General features: G+C 65.9%; 11 protein-coding genes. 9 read left to right on the top strand and 2 right to left on the bottom strand.

The window, feature by feature from the left end; genetic code table 11:
* Positions 1-22 precede the first annotated feature (22 nt).
* From DDZ17_RS07390 to DDZ17_RS07380, 3 genes are read left to right on the top strand one after another with little or no spacing between them, the layout of a single operon-like run.
* Entirely contained in the window at positions 23-1,255 is a 1,233-nt protein-coding gene (locus tag DDZ17_RS07390; protein WP_241505814.1) for a pyridoxal phosphate-dependent aminotransferase, read from the top strand.
* Positions 1,252-2,499: a M20 family metallo-hydrolase gene (locus DDZ17_RS07385; RefSeq protein WP_116365380.1), complete on the top strand. Its 1,248-nt coding sequence runs from the start codon at positions 1,252-1,254 to the stop codon at positions 2,497-2,499. Before DDZ17_RS07390 ends, DDZ17_RS07385 begins: the two co-directional genes overlap by 4 nt.
* Positions 2,496-3,410 carry a dimethylarginine dimethylaminohydrolase family protein gene (locus DDZ17_RS07380; RefSeq protein ID WP_116365378.1) on the top strand — a complete coding sequence of 305 codons (915 nt, stop codon included), beginning with the start codon at positions 2,496-2,498 and terminating at the stop codon, positions 3,408-3,410. Before DDZ17_RS07385 ends, DDZ17_RS07380 begins: the two co-directional genes overlap by 4 nt.
* A gap of 162 nt (positions 3,411-3,572) precedes the next feature.
* On the opposite strand, the gene DDZ17_RS07375 is transcribed toward DDZ17_RS07380, so the two are convergent.
* Positions 3,573-4,340, bottom strand: coding sequence for an SDR family NAD(P)-dependent oxidoreductase (locus tag DDZ17_RS07375; protein WP_116365376.1), 768 nt, complete (start codon positions 4,338-4,340; stop codon positions 3,573-3,575).
* 144 nt (positions 4,341-4,484) lie between these two features.
* Between DDZ17_RS07375 and DDZ17_RS07370 the strand changes: the two genes are divergently transcribed.
* The 6 genes from DDZ17_RS07370 (at position 4,485) to sstT (ending at position 12,792) form a co-directional block, all read left to right on the top strand.
* Complete coding sequence (locus DDZ17_RS07370; protein ID WP_116365374.1) at positions 4,485-5,300, top strand: enoyl-CoA hydratase/isomerase family protein; 816 nt, start codon at positions 4,485-4,487, stop codon at positions 5,298-5,300.
* A 69-nt stretch (positions 5,301-5,369) separates the two neighbouring features.
* Positions 5,370-6,143, top strand: coding sequence for an SDR family NAD(P)-dependent oxidoreductase (locus DDZ17_RS07365; protein ID WP_116365372.1), 774 nt, complete (start codon positions 5,370-5,372; stop codon positions 6,141-6,143).
* Between the two features lie 129 nt (positions 6,144-6,272).
* Positions 6,273-8,639 carry a TonB-dependent receptor gene (locus tag DDZ17_RS07360; RefSeq protein WP_116365370.1) on the top strand — a complete coding sequence of 789 codons (2,367 nt, stop codon included), beginning with the start codon at positions 6,273-6,275 and terminating at the stop codon, positions 8,637-8,639.
* Positions 8,640-8,777: 138 nt separating this feature from the next.
* A complete protein-coding gene (locus DDZ17_RS07355) occupies positions 8,778-9,239 on the top strand; it encodes a (2Fe-2S)-binding protein (protein ID WP_116365368.1) in 462 nt (153 codons plus the stop codon).
* Entirely contained in the window at positions 9,236-11,479 is a 2,244-nt protein-coding gene (locus DDZ17_RS07350) for a xanthine dehydrogenase family protein molybdopterin-binding subunit (protein WP_116365366.1), read from the top strand. The genes DDZ17_RS07355 and DDZ17_RS07350 overlap by 4 nt, the downstream gene beginning before the upstream one ends.
* Positions 11,480-11,598: 119 nt before the next feature.
* Positions 11,599-12,792 carry a serine/threonine transporter SstT gene (gene sstT / locus DDZ17_RS07345; protein WP_116365364.1) on the top strand — a complete coding sequence of 398 codons (1,194 nt, stop codon included), beginning with the start codon at positions 11,599-11,601 and terminating at the stop codon, positions 12,790-12,792.
* 113 nt (positions 12,793-12,905) lie between these two features.
* On the opposite strand, the gene DDZ17_RS07335 is transcribed toward sstT, so the two are convergent.
* The gene (locus tag DDZ17_RS07335; RefSeq protein ID WP_116365362.1) at positions 12,906-14,141 is read right to left on the bottom strand and encodes a M61 family metallopeptidase; all 1,236 of its coding nucleotides are present in this window, start codon (positions 14,139-14,141) and stop codon (positions 12,906-12,908) included.
* Between the last annotated feature and the right edge of the window lie 18 nt (positions 14,142-14,159).

Raw genomic sequence — 14,159 nt, 5'->3', positions numbered from 1 at the left:
GACACAGCCAATGGACAGCACAATGAATGCACACAGCCAGTTATTCGCGGGCGGCTTCAGCGCCCTGACCGAGCGCCTCGCCGGCGAGGGGGGAGACGTCTGGGCGGTCCACGACCGCGCCTGCCAGCGTTTCGACGCCGGCGAGGAAGTCTACCTGCTGTCGGTGGGCGACCCCGACCTCGCCACGCCGCCAAGAGTGGTACAGGCCGGCATTGACGCGCTGCACAAGGGCCGCACCCACTACGCTCCCGGGCGCGGCGAGCGCAGCCTGCGCGAAACCATCGCCGGCATCGAATCCCGCGCCTCCGGCAAATTGTGCGACCCGGACGAGGTGGTGATCTTCCCCGGCGCCACCAACGCCATCTATTCCGTGCTGGCCTGCCTGGTGGACCCGGGCGATGAGGTGGTGGTGGCCGAGCCCATGTACATCGGCTACGAGGGCATCTTCCGCGCGCTTAACATCAGCAAGGTGGGCTTTGCCCTGGACGCCGGCGCCGGCTTTGCCTTCCGCCTGCAGGCGGTGAAGGCGGCCATCACCCCACGCACCCGGGTGGTGATGATCAACACCCCCGGCAACCCGGCGGGCAACATGATCGGCGAGGACGACCTCAGGGAACTGGCGGCTTTCTGCCTGGAGCGCAACATCTGGCTGCTGTGCGACGAGGTCTATTCCATGATCACCTTCGACGCACCCCACGTCAGCCTGCGCCGGGCGGCGCGGCAGCTGGATAATGTGGTGTTGATCGATGGCCTGTCCAAATCACACGCCATGACCGGCTGGCGCCTGGGCTGGACGGTGAGCAGCCAGGCGGTGGCCGACCGGCTGCTGGACTTCACCTCGTCCACCATCTTCGGCTGCTGCCAGTTTGTGCAGGACGCCGCCGCCTTCGCCCTCACCAACGACGAGGAATACATTCAGGGCGTGCGCGAGGAATACCGGGTGCGCCGGGACTACGTGTGCCAGCGGGTGGCGGACATTCCCGGCCTGCGCTGCGAAGTACCGCCGGCGGGTATGTTCGTGATGATCGACGTCAGTGAGATCGCCGCGGACGGCAGCGCCTTTGCCGAACAGTTACTGGAGGCGGTGGGCGTATCGGTGCTGCCCGGCATCGGTTTTGGCGACAATTGCCGCAACCACGTGCGGGTGTCGCTGGCCCAGCCGATCAACATACTGCGCCCGGCCTTTGATCGCATTGCGCGCTTTGTTCAAGCAAGGGGACAGGCAGGAGTGCACGAAGGAGGCGCCAACGTATGAGTACAACCGCTGAACTGCGCATTAACCGCGAGCGCCTGTGGCAGCGCCTGGAGGCCATGTCGGCCTTTGGCGCCACCGGGGCCGGCGGGGTCAACCGCCAGGCGCTGACCGAGGAAGACCGCCAGGGGCGCGAGTGCTTTCTGGAGTGGGCCCGCGCCGCGCACTGCAGCGTGCGGGTGGATGAGGTCGGCAACCTGTTCGTGCGCCGCGAGGGCAGCAAGCCCGATGCGCCGGTGGTGCTCAGTGGCAGCCACCTGGATACCCAGCCCAGCGGCGGCAACTACGATGGCATCTACGGCGTGCTGGCGGCGCTGGAGGTGATCGAAACCCTGAACGACGCCGGCCTCACAACCCGCCACCCGCTGGAAGTGGTGGTGTGGACCAACGAGGAGGGCTGCCGCTTCGACACTGCCATGATGGGCTCGGCCGTGTGGTCTGGCCGCATGGCCCTGGCCGACGCCATGGCCCTGCGCGACCGCGAGGGCACCAGCGTGGCAGACGCCCTTACCGCCACCGGCTACCAAGGCAGCGAACCGGCCAGGGCGCAGCCGGTGCACGCCGCCTTTGAACTGCACATCGAGCAGGGTCCGGTATTGGAGCAGCAAAACCTGGCCATCGGCGTGGTGGAGGGCGTGCAGCACATGAGCCGGCACCGGCTGGTGGTGCAGGGCGTGGAGGCCCACGCCGGCCCCACGCCAATGCGCGGCCGCAAAGACCCGGTACAGGCCCTGGCGGGCATGCTGCCGCGGCTGTATGCCCTGGCCGATGCGCATGCGCCGGAGGCCCGGGTGACTGTGGGTTACATCGACACCCAGCCCGGCTCCAGCAATACCGTGCCCGGGCGGCTGGAGTTCACCGTTGATCTGCGTCACCCGGATGCTTCCCGTTACGCGGCCATGGTGGCGGCCCTTGGCGACATTGCGAAGGCGGTCAATGACGCCCTTGGCCTGCATTACACCCTCAACTGCTTCTGGGAAGCGCCCGGCGTCACCTTCCACCCGGACTGTGTTGCCGCCGTGCAGGCGGCGGTAGATGGCCTTGGCTATAGCCACCGGCGCATGGTGTCCGGCGCCGGGCACGACGCCTGTAACGTGGCCGCCGTGGCGCCCACCAGCATGATCTTCATTCCCTGCAAGGACGGCCTCAGCCACAACGAGGCGGAATCCATTACCCGGACACAGGCGGGGCAGGGCGCCGACGTGCTGCTGCACGCCATCATCAACAGCGCAGGGCTGAGCGTATGAGCGAACACATGAATCTGGGCCATCGTGTGGCCGGTGGCGGTACGCCGGTACTTGAAAACTGGGGGATGGACTCCGAGTACGGCGTGCTGCGCGACGTGCTGATCGGTCCCATGGATCACTACAGCTGGCAGAGTGGCAACGCCATGTCGCGCCGCTCCCAGCGCCTTGGCCGCCACTACGACCCGCAGCAGGCCCGTATCCAGTACAACGAAATGCTCGATGCTTACATGGGCGCCGGCGTTACCACCCACCTGTTGCCGCCGGACCCGACGCTGCCCTATCAGCTTTACGCCCGGGATTCCTCGGTCATGACCCCCTGGGGGCCCATCATCACCCAGATGTACAGCCCGTGGCGGCGCGGCGAGTGGAAGGCGGTGCTGGAGTTCTATCTGGGCAAGCGCATCCCGGTCTACGACATCGTTACCGCCGGCAGCCTGGAAGGGGGTGACTTCATGGTGCTAAAGCCCGGGGTTATTCTCTGCGGCAGCAGCGGCGAGCGCACCAGCGCCGAGGGCCTGGCCCAGCTGCGCAGCTGGGTGGAGGCCGAGGGCTGGACCTTCCACAGCTACCACTTCGACCCGTACTTCCTGCATCTGGATGTCAAGCTGGCCATGCTCAGCGAGGGCCTGGCCGCGGTGTGTGGCCAGGCCCTGGAGCCGGAATTTCTCGACTGGCTGCGCGCCCAGGGCATTGAGCTGATCGATATTTCCTACCGCGCCATGCTGGAACTTGGCTGTAACGTAGTGGCGCTGGGCAACGACCGGGTGCTGCTGCCCAGGGACAACACGGAGCTGAAGGACAAGTGCCGGGCCTACGGCCTGGCGGTGATCGACCCGGATGTTAGCCTGTTCACCGCTGGCGGTGGCGGGGTGCACTGCATGTGCCAGCCGCTCAGGCGGGATGCGGCCTGAGGGCTGGCCTTTTTGCTGGGGCGGGGGCTGGTGCTTAGAGCTGGTAGCGCGTGCTCAACCGGCTGTGCGACGAACTCAGCGGCAACGCCTCACTGGGCATCAGCCGGGTGGTCACGCGCATCGTGGTGGACCGGCCCAAGCTAGCTACAACGCCCTGGCTGGCTACAGCACCATATAGCCGCCGTCGCTGACCAGGGTGTGGCCGGTGGTGTAGGCCGACAGGTCGCTGGCGAGGTAGAGCACTGGCCCGATAATCTCTTCGGTCTCGGCAACACGCTTTTGCAGCGAGGCGGCCTTGGCGCCGTCCTCAAAGCCGGGGATGGCCGCGGCGGAACCGTCGAACAGGTCGGAATGGTAGCTGCCGGGGGCCAGGGCGTTGACCCGTATGCCCTGGCCGGCCCACTCCGCCGCCATCACCCGGGTCAGGGCCTGCAGCGCCGCCTTGGTGCTGGCGTAAAAGCCCTGCAGGGCCGAGGGCTTGAGCGCGCCCACCGACAACACATTGATGATGGAGCCGCCGCCGTGCTGCGCCATGCGCGGCGCCAGCCGCGAGGCCAGGTACCAGGGTCCCTTGGTGTTGACGTCAAACATCTTCTGGAACAGTTCCGGCGGCAGGGCCGACAGCTCGCCCATGGCGGGGTTGATACCGGCATTGTTGATCAGCACATCCACCCGTCCGAAGGCCTGGTAGCTGGTGTCGATCAGCCGATCCAGGTCATTCATCTGGCCAGTGTGGGCGGCCACCGGCAGGGCCCGGCGGCCGGTGTCGCGTTGCACCGCCTCCGCAACCGCCTGGCAGCTCTCCTGCCTGCGGCTGGCGATGATGACATCTGCCCCGGCCTGTGCCAGCCCCATGACCATGGCTCTGCCCAGCCCCCGGCTGCCGCCGGTGACCAGGGCAACCTTGCCGCTGAGATCGATCTCATGCATCGCCTGCGCTCCCGCTGATGGCTGTGAATAGCCTGTTATTGTTCGACTGCTTATGCCGCAGGACCGAAATATAACCCATCGACTTGCACCGCGCCGGGTAAGGGTTTAGCTCTACAGCCTGCACACGAAAAAAAGGAGAACGCCGTGTCTGTTGTACTGAAGGAGAGCCCGGAAGCGGGTGTGCTCACACTGACCATGAACCGCCCCGAGCGGCTGAACGCGCTGGATGCCGGGCTGGTGGGCGAGCTGACTGACTGCTTTCGCGCGTTGAACCACGACCGCAGTGTGCGCGTGGTGATACTCACCGGCGCGGGCAAGGGCTTTTGCGCCGGGGCCGACCTGAAGGCCCAGGGCGCCGGCCCTGGTGCTGTTCCCGGTACAGATGGCATGTCTCAGCTGGGCTTTGTCTACAAGTACCAGGAGTACCTGGCCGAGCTGATGCTGGCCATCTACGACTGCGACAAGCCGGTGATTGCGGCCGTGGGCGGGGCCGCGGTGGGGGGCGGCCTCGCCATCGCCATGGCCTGCGACGTGCGCATTGGCGCCAGCAGCGCCAAGTTCGGTGCGGCCTTCATCAAGACCGGCTTGTCGGCCTGCGATGTGGGCTGCAGCTACCTGTTGCCGCGGCTGGTGGGCGTTTCCGCGGCCACCGAGCTGATGCTGACCGGGCGCGTGTTCGACGCCGCCGAGGCCCAGTCGCTGGGGCTTACCTCGCGCACCGTGGCGCCAGATGAACTGCAGGCAGCCGCGCTCGATACTGCCCGGGCCATCGCCCAGAACAGCGAATACGGCGTGTGGATGACCAAGAAGGGCCTGCACGCCGGCCTGGATGCCCCCAGCCTGCGCCATGCCATGGAACTGGAAAACCGCACCCAGGTACTGGGCTATTTCTCGGGTTGCATGGAAGAGAGCATGCAGGCCTTTACTGAGGGGCGCGCGCCGCGCTGGCGGCCGCTCTGATAACACAAGCCGCCTTGACGGCAAACCACATAGAGAAAAGCCATACAAAGCCAAAGAGAGCAAACAACCATGCACGAGCGTAAGATTTCCATAGTGACCGGCGCCGCCGCCGGCATTGGCGAGGCCGTTGCCCGCACCTTTGCCCGCGAGGGCTGGGTGGTGATGGTGGCCGACATCAATACCGAGGACGGCGAGCGCGTTGCCGGCGAGGTGACTGCGCTGGGGGGCGAGGGCCACTTCGTGCACACCGACATCACCCAACTGGACAGCGTGCAGGCGCTGGTGGCGCAGACCCTGGCGCGCTTTGAGCGGGTGGATGTGCTGGTGAACAACGCCTATCCCACCGGCAGCCCCCTGCTGCCCACCCAGGACATCGTTCGTGAGCGCATGCAGCGCTCCCTCACTGCGGGCTTTGCCGCGGTGCACGAGGCCATGCAGGCGGTTTACCCGGCCATGGCGCGCCAGCAGTGGGGCCGCATCATCAATATGTGCTCGCTGAACGGGGTGAACGCCCACGCGGGCACCGTCGATTACAACTGCGCCAAGGAGGCGGTGCGCGCGCTCACCCGTACCGCCGCGGTGGAGTGGGGCCGCGACGGCATTACGGTAAACGCCGTGTGCCCCGGCGCGGCCACCAGCGCCTATAAAGTCATGCAGGAGCGCGCGCCGCAGATGATCGAGCAGATCAACCAGCTGATTCCCATGGGTTACAGCGGCGACCCGGAGCGCGATATCGCGCCTGTGGTGCTGTTTCTGGCCGGCGAAGGCGCCCGCTATATGACCGGCAACACCCTGTTTGTGGATGGCGGCGGCCACATCAACGGCGTGCCGTGGAAGCCGTGAACACTATTGTGCGGCGCGGCGAAACCCTCAAAACCGATCTTGTGTAATAGTTACATTTAGCGGCGCTGCAGCCTCGTCAGGGCGAGCTAGACTCAGTTGCATAAGAAACCATAACTGAGGAAGCCCGCAATGTCCCATGCCAATAAAAACCTGCTGAGCGCCGCTGTTGTCACCGCCCTGGCAGCCACCCTCGCACCCGGCATCGCCCGGGCCCAACTGGAGGAAGTGGTGGTGACCGCCACCAAGCGCGAGGCCTCGGCCCAGGATTTGCCCTTCTCCATCAACGCCATGTCCGAGGAGGACATCCGCCGCAGCGGGGCGGTCAACCTCGAGGACCTGTCGCGCAATGTCGCCGGCCTGTCCATCCAGAACCTTGGCCCGGGCCAGAGCCAGGTGGCCATTCGCGGTGTGTCCGCCGGCCAGGTGGTGCGCGACCAGCCCGGGGTGAAGGAGCAGGTGGGGGTGTATGTGGACGAGACGGTGATCTCCCTGTCCCTGTTCACGCCGGACATCGACCTGTACGACCTGAACCGGGTGGAAACCCTGCGCGGGCCGCAGGGCACCCTGTTTGGCTCCGGCTCGGTGGGGGGCACCATTCGCTTTATTACCAACCAGCCGGACTTTGAAGATTTCAGCGGCTCGGTGGAGGCCAACGTCAACACCATCACCGACGGCGAGGAGGGCGGCCACCTGAAGGGCCACCTGAACATTCCCCTGGGTGACATTATGGCCCTGCGGGTAGTGGGCTACGGCACGGAATACGGCGGCTACATCGACGCCCTGGGTGAGGGCGGCACCCGCAAGGACGACGTGAACAGCGGCGGACGCTACGGTGGCCGGGTTGCCCTGGCCATTGCCCCCACCGACAACCTCACCATCACGCCGCGGGTGATCTACCAGGAGATCGAGGCCGACGGCTTCAACCGCCAGGAAGTGTTCAGCCTGTTCGCCAACCCCTACACCACCACCCGCCCGGCCATTGAACTGGATGAGCGCGAGCAGTACCTGCTGCTGGACGAGGCCTTTGAGGACGAAACCCTGATCACCGACCTGGTGGTGGACTGGGGGCTGGGCAGCGTGGATCTCACCTACGCCGGCAGCTACACCGAGCGCGACATCCTGGTGAGCCGCGACGCCAGTGCCCTGTCCGGCTCGGTGTCGGTGGACCTGGGCTTTCCCGACGCGGCGGTGACCCTGCCCTCCAACCTGCGCGACACCACCGACCTGGAACAGATCACCCACGAAATTCGCCTGGCTTCCGCCGGCGAGGGCGACCTGCAATGGGTGGTGGGTGCTTTCTACTCGGATGTGGAGCGCAAGTACGCCCAGCGCTTGCCGACCCCCGGTTACGACGCCTTTACCGATGCCACCCTGGGGGAGGGCACCGCGGCGGCGGTGTCCAACGGCTACCCGGTGGATTCACCCTACAACTCGGACCTGCCCTACGACATAGAGCAGACCGCGGTGTTTGGCGAGGCCAACTACAGCGTGACCGAGCGCTTGGTGGTGACCCTGGGCGGGCGCTGGTACGACTTTGAGGAAGAGCGCCGCTTCACCACCGGCGGGCTGTTCTCCAACGGCGACGACCAGACCGACGCCACCTCGTCCGATGGCTTCAACCCCCGGGTGATGGCCAGCTACGACGTGAGTGATGCCATGACGGTGAACGCCCAGGCCTCCCAGGGCTTTCGCCTGGGCGGGGTGAATGACCCACTGAACCGCACCCTGTGCAACGACGCCGATGAGGAGACCTTCGGCGGCTTCCAGGCCTACGACGACGAGAGCCTGTGGAACTATGAACTCGGCTTTAAGAGCCAGTTTGCCGCAGTGCGCTTCAACGCCGCCATTTTCTACACTGATATCGAAGACCTGCAGGTTACCCTGGATGCGGGCTCCTGCTCCTCGCGCATCTCCTTCAACGTGCCCGAGGCACACACCCTGGGCGCCGAGTGGGAGCTGTCTGCCTACCCCGTGGACAACCTGCTGCTGTCGCTGACCGGCAGCTATGTGGAGGCGGAGTTTGACTCCACTGTGACCGACAGCGACGGCAACATTGTGGGAGGCGTGGAAGAGGGCAACCGCCTGGCCTCGGTGCCGGAACTGCAGTTCTCCGCCGGCGCCACCTACACCTTTGAGGCCGCGCCCTTTGGCGCCAACGAGCTGTACCTGTCGGCGCTGGTGCAGTACGTGGGCGACCGCTACACCCAGCCCAGTGACCAGGTGGACGGCGCCGGCGAGTTTGTGAGCGGCCTGCCCTTTGGCGGCGCCACCGGCAACGAGGTGACCAGTGTCGACCTGGAACTGGACGCCTACGAGCAGGTGAACCTGTCCGCGGGCCTGTTGTGGGATACGTGGGAGGCGGTGCTTTATGCCAACAACCTCACCGATGAGAACGCGGATCTGTCCTTCGACCGCGAGCGCGGCGGCCGCGCCCGCCTGGCCTATCGCACCAACCAGCCGCGCACTGTGGGCCTGACCCTGCGCAAGTTCTTCTGAGCCCCCGGCGGGCCCGGCTGCGGCTGGGCCCGTCTTCGCTGTCGGTAAAACACCGATACAACACCTAAGGGGTAGGATGCCGTCGGCCCCCGCCTGCTATGCTGGTAGGGGACTCACCTAACCTTTGGAAACGCTGCCATGAAACTGAAGGTCAACGGCCGCTCGTACGAGACAGAGGCCGACGCCGACACCCCGCTGCTGTGGATTCTGCGCGACGAACTGAAACTCACCGGCACCCGCTACGGCTGTGGCGATGCCATTTGCGGTGCCTGCACGGTGCACTTCAACGGTGTACCCACCCGGGCCTGCCGCCTGCCCCTGTCGGCGGTGGCGGACGGAGAGGTCACCACCATCGAGGGCCTGTCGGCAGACGGCTCGCACCCGGTGCAGGAGGCCTGGCGCCGCCATAACGTGCCCCAGTGCGGTTTTTGCCAGGCGGGCCAGATCATGTCCGCCAGTGCCCTGCTGGCGGGCAATGCCCAGCCCACCGACGATGACATCGACAGCGCCATGAGCGGCAATATCTGCCGCTGCGGCACCTATCCGCGCATTCGCGCCGCCATTCGCGATGTGGCCGGCCGTGGGGAGGACGCCTCATGAACAGTGTGGTTCATCTCAGTCGCCGCCGCTTTCTGGCCCTGACCGGGGTGTCTGCCTCGGGCCTGTTGCTGGGTGGTTTTGCCGGCGTTGCCAACGCCGCCCGCGCCGGCGGTGACGCCACCGGCCAGCGCCTGAACCTGTTTGTGAGCCTGCGCGAAGACGGTACGGTGGAGATCATTGCCCACCGCTCGGAAATGGGCACCGGTATTCGCACCAGCCTGCCCCAGGTGGTGGCCGACGAAATGGAAGCCGACTGGCGCCGCGTAACGGTGGTGCAGGCCATTGGCGATGCGGCCTACGGCAGCCAGAACACCGACGGTTCCCGTTCCATTCGCAACTTTTACACCACCATGCGACACATGGGCGCCACCGCCCGGCACATGCTGGAGGCGGCGGCCGCCGAACACTGGGGCGTGCCGCAGGATCAGTGCAGCGCCCGGCAGCACCAGGTGATACACAGCGATGGCCGCACCCTGGACTTTGGCGAGCTGGCCGTTGCGGCGGCCGGGCAGAAGGTGCCGCAGCCCGCGGCCTTAATGCTCAAGTCGCCGGCGCAGTTCCGCTATATCGGCCGCGATTTGCCGATTGTCGATTTGCATGACATCACCACCGGCAAGGCCGTCTTTGGCGCCGATGTGACCCTGCCCGGCATGGTCTATGCCAGCATTGAGCGCACCCCCCACCTGGGTGGGCGCATTGCCGCCTACGACGGCGCCGCCGCGCGCAAGGTAGGCGGCGTGCTGGACGTGGTGGAACTCAAGGCGCCGCAGGGGGCTCCGGGCTTTAATAACGTCGAGGGGCTGGCGGTGATTGCCCGCAACACCTGGAGCGCCATCAAGGGGCGCAAGGCCCTGGATGTGAAGTGGACGCCGAGCGAGCACAGCGACCACGATTCTGAAGCCTACCTGGACGCCCTGCAGGAAAAGGTGCGTGCCGGTGCCGGCACCGTGGCCCGCGAGCGCGGCGATGTCGACGCGGCCCTGGCGGCGGCCGGCAAAGTGGTGGAGGCGAGCTATCGCACCCCCTACCTGGCCCACGCGCCCATGGAGCCCCCGGTCACCGTGGCCCGCGTGGCGGACGAGCGCTGCGAGGTGTGGGCCTGCACCCAGAACCCCCAGGCCACCCAGTCGGCGGTGGCTGAGGCGCTGGGGCTGGATAAAAAAGCAGTGACGGTGCACGTCACCCTGCTGGGCGGGGGCTTCGGCCGCAAATCCAAGCCGGATTACTCGGTGGAGGCGGCGCGCCTTGCCGCCCATGTGGGCAAGCCGGTACAGGTGGCATGGACCCGCGAGGACGACATCCGCCACGACTACTACCACTCCTGCAGTGCCATGTTCCTCAAGGCGGCGCTGGATGATGCCGGCAACGCCACCGCCTGGCTGGCGCGCCAGGCCTCGCCGCCCATCGGTGCCACCTTTGATACCACGGTCACCCAGCTGGACGACGGTAACCTCAGCCAGACCTTTGGCAGTGTGCCCTTTGCCGTGCCCAACCTGCGGGTGGAAAGCCACGAGGCACCAGCCCATACCCGCATCGGCTGGCTGCGCTCGGTGTACAACATTCCCTTCGCCTTTGGCGTGTGCAGCTTTGTGGATGAGCTGGCCCACGCTGCCGGGCGCGACCCGGTGGAGTACTGGGAGGCGATGATCGGCGATGACCGCTACCTGGACTTTGCCCCCGAGGGCTTTGCATTCAGCAACTACGGCCGCCCCATTGCCGAGTATCCCTACGACACCGCGCGCCTGAAGAACGTGCTGCGCACCCTGGTGGCCACCATCCCCTGGGGCGAGAAGCTGCCCGCCGGGCAGGGCTGGGGCGTGGCGGTAACCCGCAGCTTCCTGTCCTACGTGTCGGTGGCCAGCAAGGTGTCGGTGGCCGATGGCAAACTGCAGGTACTGGAAATGCACGGGGCGATTGATGCCGGTACGGTGGTAAACCCGGATCGGGTACACGCGCAGATCGAAGGCGGCATGATCTTTGGCCTGAGCGTGGCCCTGCTGGGGCAGATTGATTTCGAGCGTGGCGCTGTGAAGCAGTCCAACTACCACGACTACCCGGTGGCGCGCATCCAGCAGACACCGAAGGTGATCCGCAGCCATATCGTGCCCAGCGACGCCCTGCCCGCGGGCGTTGGCGAGCCGGGCGTGCCCCCCACCGCGCCGAGCATTGCCAATGCCGTGTTCGCCGCCACCGGCCAGCGCATTCGCGAACTGCCGCTGTCGAAGCACTTCAGCGTTTAGCCGGCAGGTGCGCGCTTAACCTGCGTCGCCTTCTTCTGTAAAGAAAGCCAGTGAAGGGCCCATTTGCGCGGGCCCCTTGCTACAATCGCCCCCGCATAACACTTCAACCGGGGGCGTGAATGAACCTGTTAAAACTGGGCCTGGTGCCACAGATACTGATTGGTGTGGTGGCCGGGGCCCTGCTCGGCGTGCTGGCGCCCGGCGTGGCGGAGCCCTTCGGCCTGCTGGGGCAGCTGTTTGTCGGCATGCTGAAGGCGGTGGCGCCCCTGCTGGTGATGCTGCTGGTGATGTCCGCCATAGCCAACCGCCACGAAAGCGGCGCCGATGGGCGCAAGGGCCTGCTGACCCTGCTGCTGTACCTGGCGGGCACCGTGAGCGCCGCCCTGGTGGCCCTGCTGATGAGTCAGTGGTTTCCCCAGACCATCGCCCTGACCGATGTGGCCGAGGGCAGCCCGCCGGTGGCGGTGGGCGCGGTGCTGGCCGATGTGCTGTTCAAGCTGATCGACAACCCGGTGAATGCGCTGCTGAGTGGCAACTTCCTCGGCTGCCTGACCTGGGCCATTCTGCTGGGCATCAGCTTTCGCCGTGCCTCCGCGGCCTTCAAGGAACACCTGCAAACACTGGCCGAGGGTGTCAGCGACATTGTGCGCTACGTCATCCGCCTGGCGCCGCTGGGTATTTTTGGCCTGGTGTGCGTGACTGTTGCCACCACCGGGGTCGAGGCGCTGGCGGGCTACGCCAGCCTGGCCCTGCTGCTGGTGGCCTGCATGCTGATTGTGGCGTTGGTGGTAAACCCGCTGATTGTGTACCTGCTGATCCGCCGCAACCCCTATCCGATGGTGCTGCAATGCCTGGAGGAATCCGGCATCACCGCGTTCTTTACCCGCAGCTCCGCCGCCAACATTCCGGTGAACCTGGCGCTGGCGAAAAAGCTCGGCATCAGCGAAGAGCTGTATTCCGTCACCATCCCGGTGGGGGCCACGGTGAACATGGCGGGCGCCGCCATTACCATCACTGTGCTCACCCTGGCGGCGGCCAACACCCTGGGCATTGAAGTGTCCTTTGCCACCGCCCTGCTGCTGTGCGTGATTGCGGCCCTGTCGGCCTGTGGCGCCAGCGGCGTGCCCTCCGGCAGCCTGCTGCTGGTGCCCCTGGCCTGTTCCCTGTTTGGCATTTCAGTAGATGTGGCCATGCAGGTGGTGGCCGTGGGCTTTATCATCAGCGTGATTCAGGACTCGGCGGAAACCGCGCTGAATTCCAGTACCGACGTGGTGTATACCTACGCGGTGGATCAGCGCGGTGGGGAGGGCTAGCAAACCGTGTACGGCGTCATGCTGTTACTGCACCTGCTGGGGGCCACCGTTTGGACCGGCGGCCACCTGGTGCTGGCGGGGCTGTCTTTTCGCACCGGCTGGCTGTTCTGAGCTCAGTCCGCCGCTGCATCCAACTGCTCGCGAATCTCCCGCAGGGCGCTTAGCCTGCCTCCGGCCACCTGCTCGGCGGTGTCGATAAAATCCGCTACCGAGACTTTGCCACCGTCTTTGGCCAGGGCGGTGGCCACATCGTCCAGGCTGGCCTTGTCGCCGGTTTTCTCGCGAATCTCCTGATCCACTGCGTACATCACGCCCACTGCCCGGGCGGTGGTGGCGCCAGAGGAGTCGCCAGTGAACAGCCCGGGGGAGTCCTCGCCCCATTGTGCCAATTCGTCCAGGGTTTGCGCAAAGCGCTGCTCGCTGATGCCGCCGGAGCGGTGCAGGATCTCTACCGCGTAGTACTCGGCAATGCCTTCCACAATCCAGTCGCTACGATCAGTGCCGTGGATGGAGGTGCCGATGTGCACCAGCTCGTGAATCAGGCTGCTGGTGCGGTTGCCGCTGATCAGCGGGCGGTCGGCGTGCATGAACAGGGAGTTGGGCGCCGACAGGCCACCGCGCCACATGGGGTCGTCGGCACTCACCACCAGAATGCGCTCGGGAAAGTCGGGGAAGATGCCGCGCAGGTGGGGCAGGGTCCAGCCGACAAAGGCGAGGGCGTCCTGCAGGCGCACATCCTGCCCCCGGGGAGCGGCAATGCGCACTTCAATGTCGCTGATGATGTCCTGGCGGCTGGCGATATGGCCAAGAATCAGCCAGCCCTTGGGGCGCACAAAGCGCCGGCCCGGGTCGGTCAGGCGGAAGCGGTTGGCGGATTTATCCACGTTCTCGTAGGGTGCGGCGGATGACCAGCCATCCGGCAGGTCAAAATCCAGCGTCGCTTCGGAATCCAGGCCCTTGGTGGCCTTCACCGCCATTGGCGGGATCAGGGCATCGCTGCGAAACACCGCCCAGTCGTCGGTGATCATGGCGTCGTAGCTCTTCTTGCCCTTGCGGTGTTCGATGGCAAAACGGTAACTCAGGCGCGACTGTTTGCCCGATGGCCGCCAGGTAACGGTGTCGTCATCGACGTCCAGCTTCTGTTCGCTGCGAAAATCATCGTGCCGATCGGGGTCAATGTGCAGGGTGATGCGACTCGGCAGGCGCTCGCCCTGAAGGGCAATCTCTACATCGGCCTCGCCCTTGTCCGGATTCACGCGCACCGCGTAGTTGACCTGGTAGGTATCAGCCACGGCGGCCGTGGCGCCCAGCAGCAGGGTCAGCAGTATCCAGCGAAACGGTTGCAACATCGGAAGTCCTCTGCAGTA

The sequence above is a fragment of the Parahaliea mediterranea genome (assembly GCF_003402235.1).
Lineage (GTDB): Bacteria > Pseudomonadota > Gammaproteobacteria > Pseudomonadales > Halieaceae > Parahaliea > Parahaliea mediterranea.
Note: the sequence above shows the minus strand (reverse complement) of the source record. Positions and strands in the feature narration are given on the sequence as shown.

Bases quoted from the DNA above. Each gene is read 5' to 3' on its own strand.
- DDZ17_RS07390 (WP_241505814.1), top strand. From the start codon at position 23: ATGAATGCACACAGCCAGTTATTCGCGGGCGGCTTCAGCGCCCTGACC.
- DDZ17_RS07385 (WP_116365380.1), top strand. From the start codon at position 1,252: ATGAGTACAACCGCTGAACTGCGCATTAACCGCGAGCGCCTGTGGCAG.
- DDZ17_RS07380 (WP_116365378.1), top strand. From the start codon at position 2,496: ATGAGCGAACACATGAATCTGGGCCATCGTGTGGCCGGTGGCGGTACG.
- DDZ17_RS07375 (WP_116365376.1), bottom strand. From the start codon at position 4,340: ATGCATGAGATCGATCTCAGCGGCAAGGTTGCCCTGGTCACCGGCGGC.
- DDZ17_RS07365 (WP_116365372.1), top strand. From the start codon at position 5,370: ATGCACGAGCGTAAGATTTCCATAGTGACCGGCGCCGCCGCCGGCATT.
- DDZ17_RS07360 (WP_116365370.1), top strand. From the start codon at position 6,273: ATGTCCCATGCCAATAAAAACCTGCTGAGCGCCGCTGTTGTCACCGCC.
- DDZ17_RS07355 (WP_116365368.1), top strand. From the start codon at position 8,778: ATGAAACTGAAGGTCAACGGCCGCTCGTACGAGACAGAGGCCGACGCC.
- DDZ17_RS07350 (WP_116365366.1), top strand. From the start codon at position 9,236: ATGAACAGTGTGGTTCATCTCAGTCGCCGCCGCTTTCTGGCCCTGACC.
- sstT (WP_116365364.1), top strand. From the start codon at position 11,599: ATGAACCTGTTAAAACTGGGCCTGGTGCCACAGATACTGATTGGTGTG.
- DDZ17_RS07335 (WP_116365362.1), bottom strand. From the start codon at position 14,141: ATGTTGCAACCGTTTCGCTGGATACTGCTGACCCTGCTGCTGGGCGCC.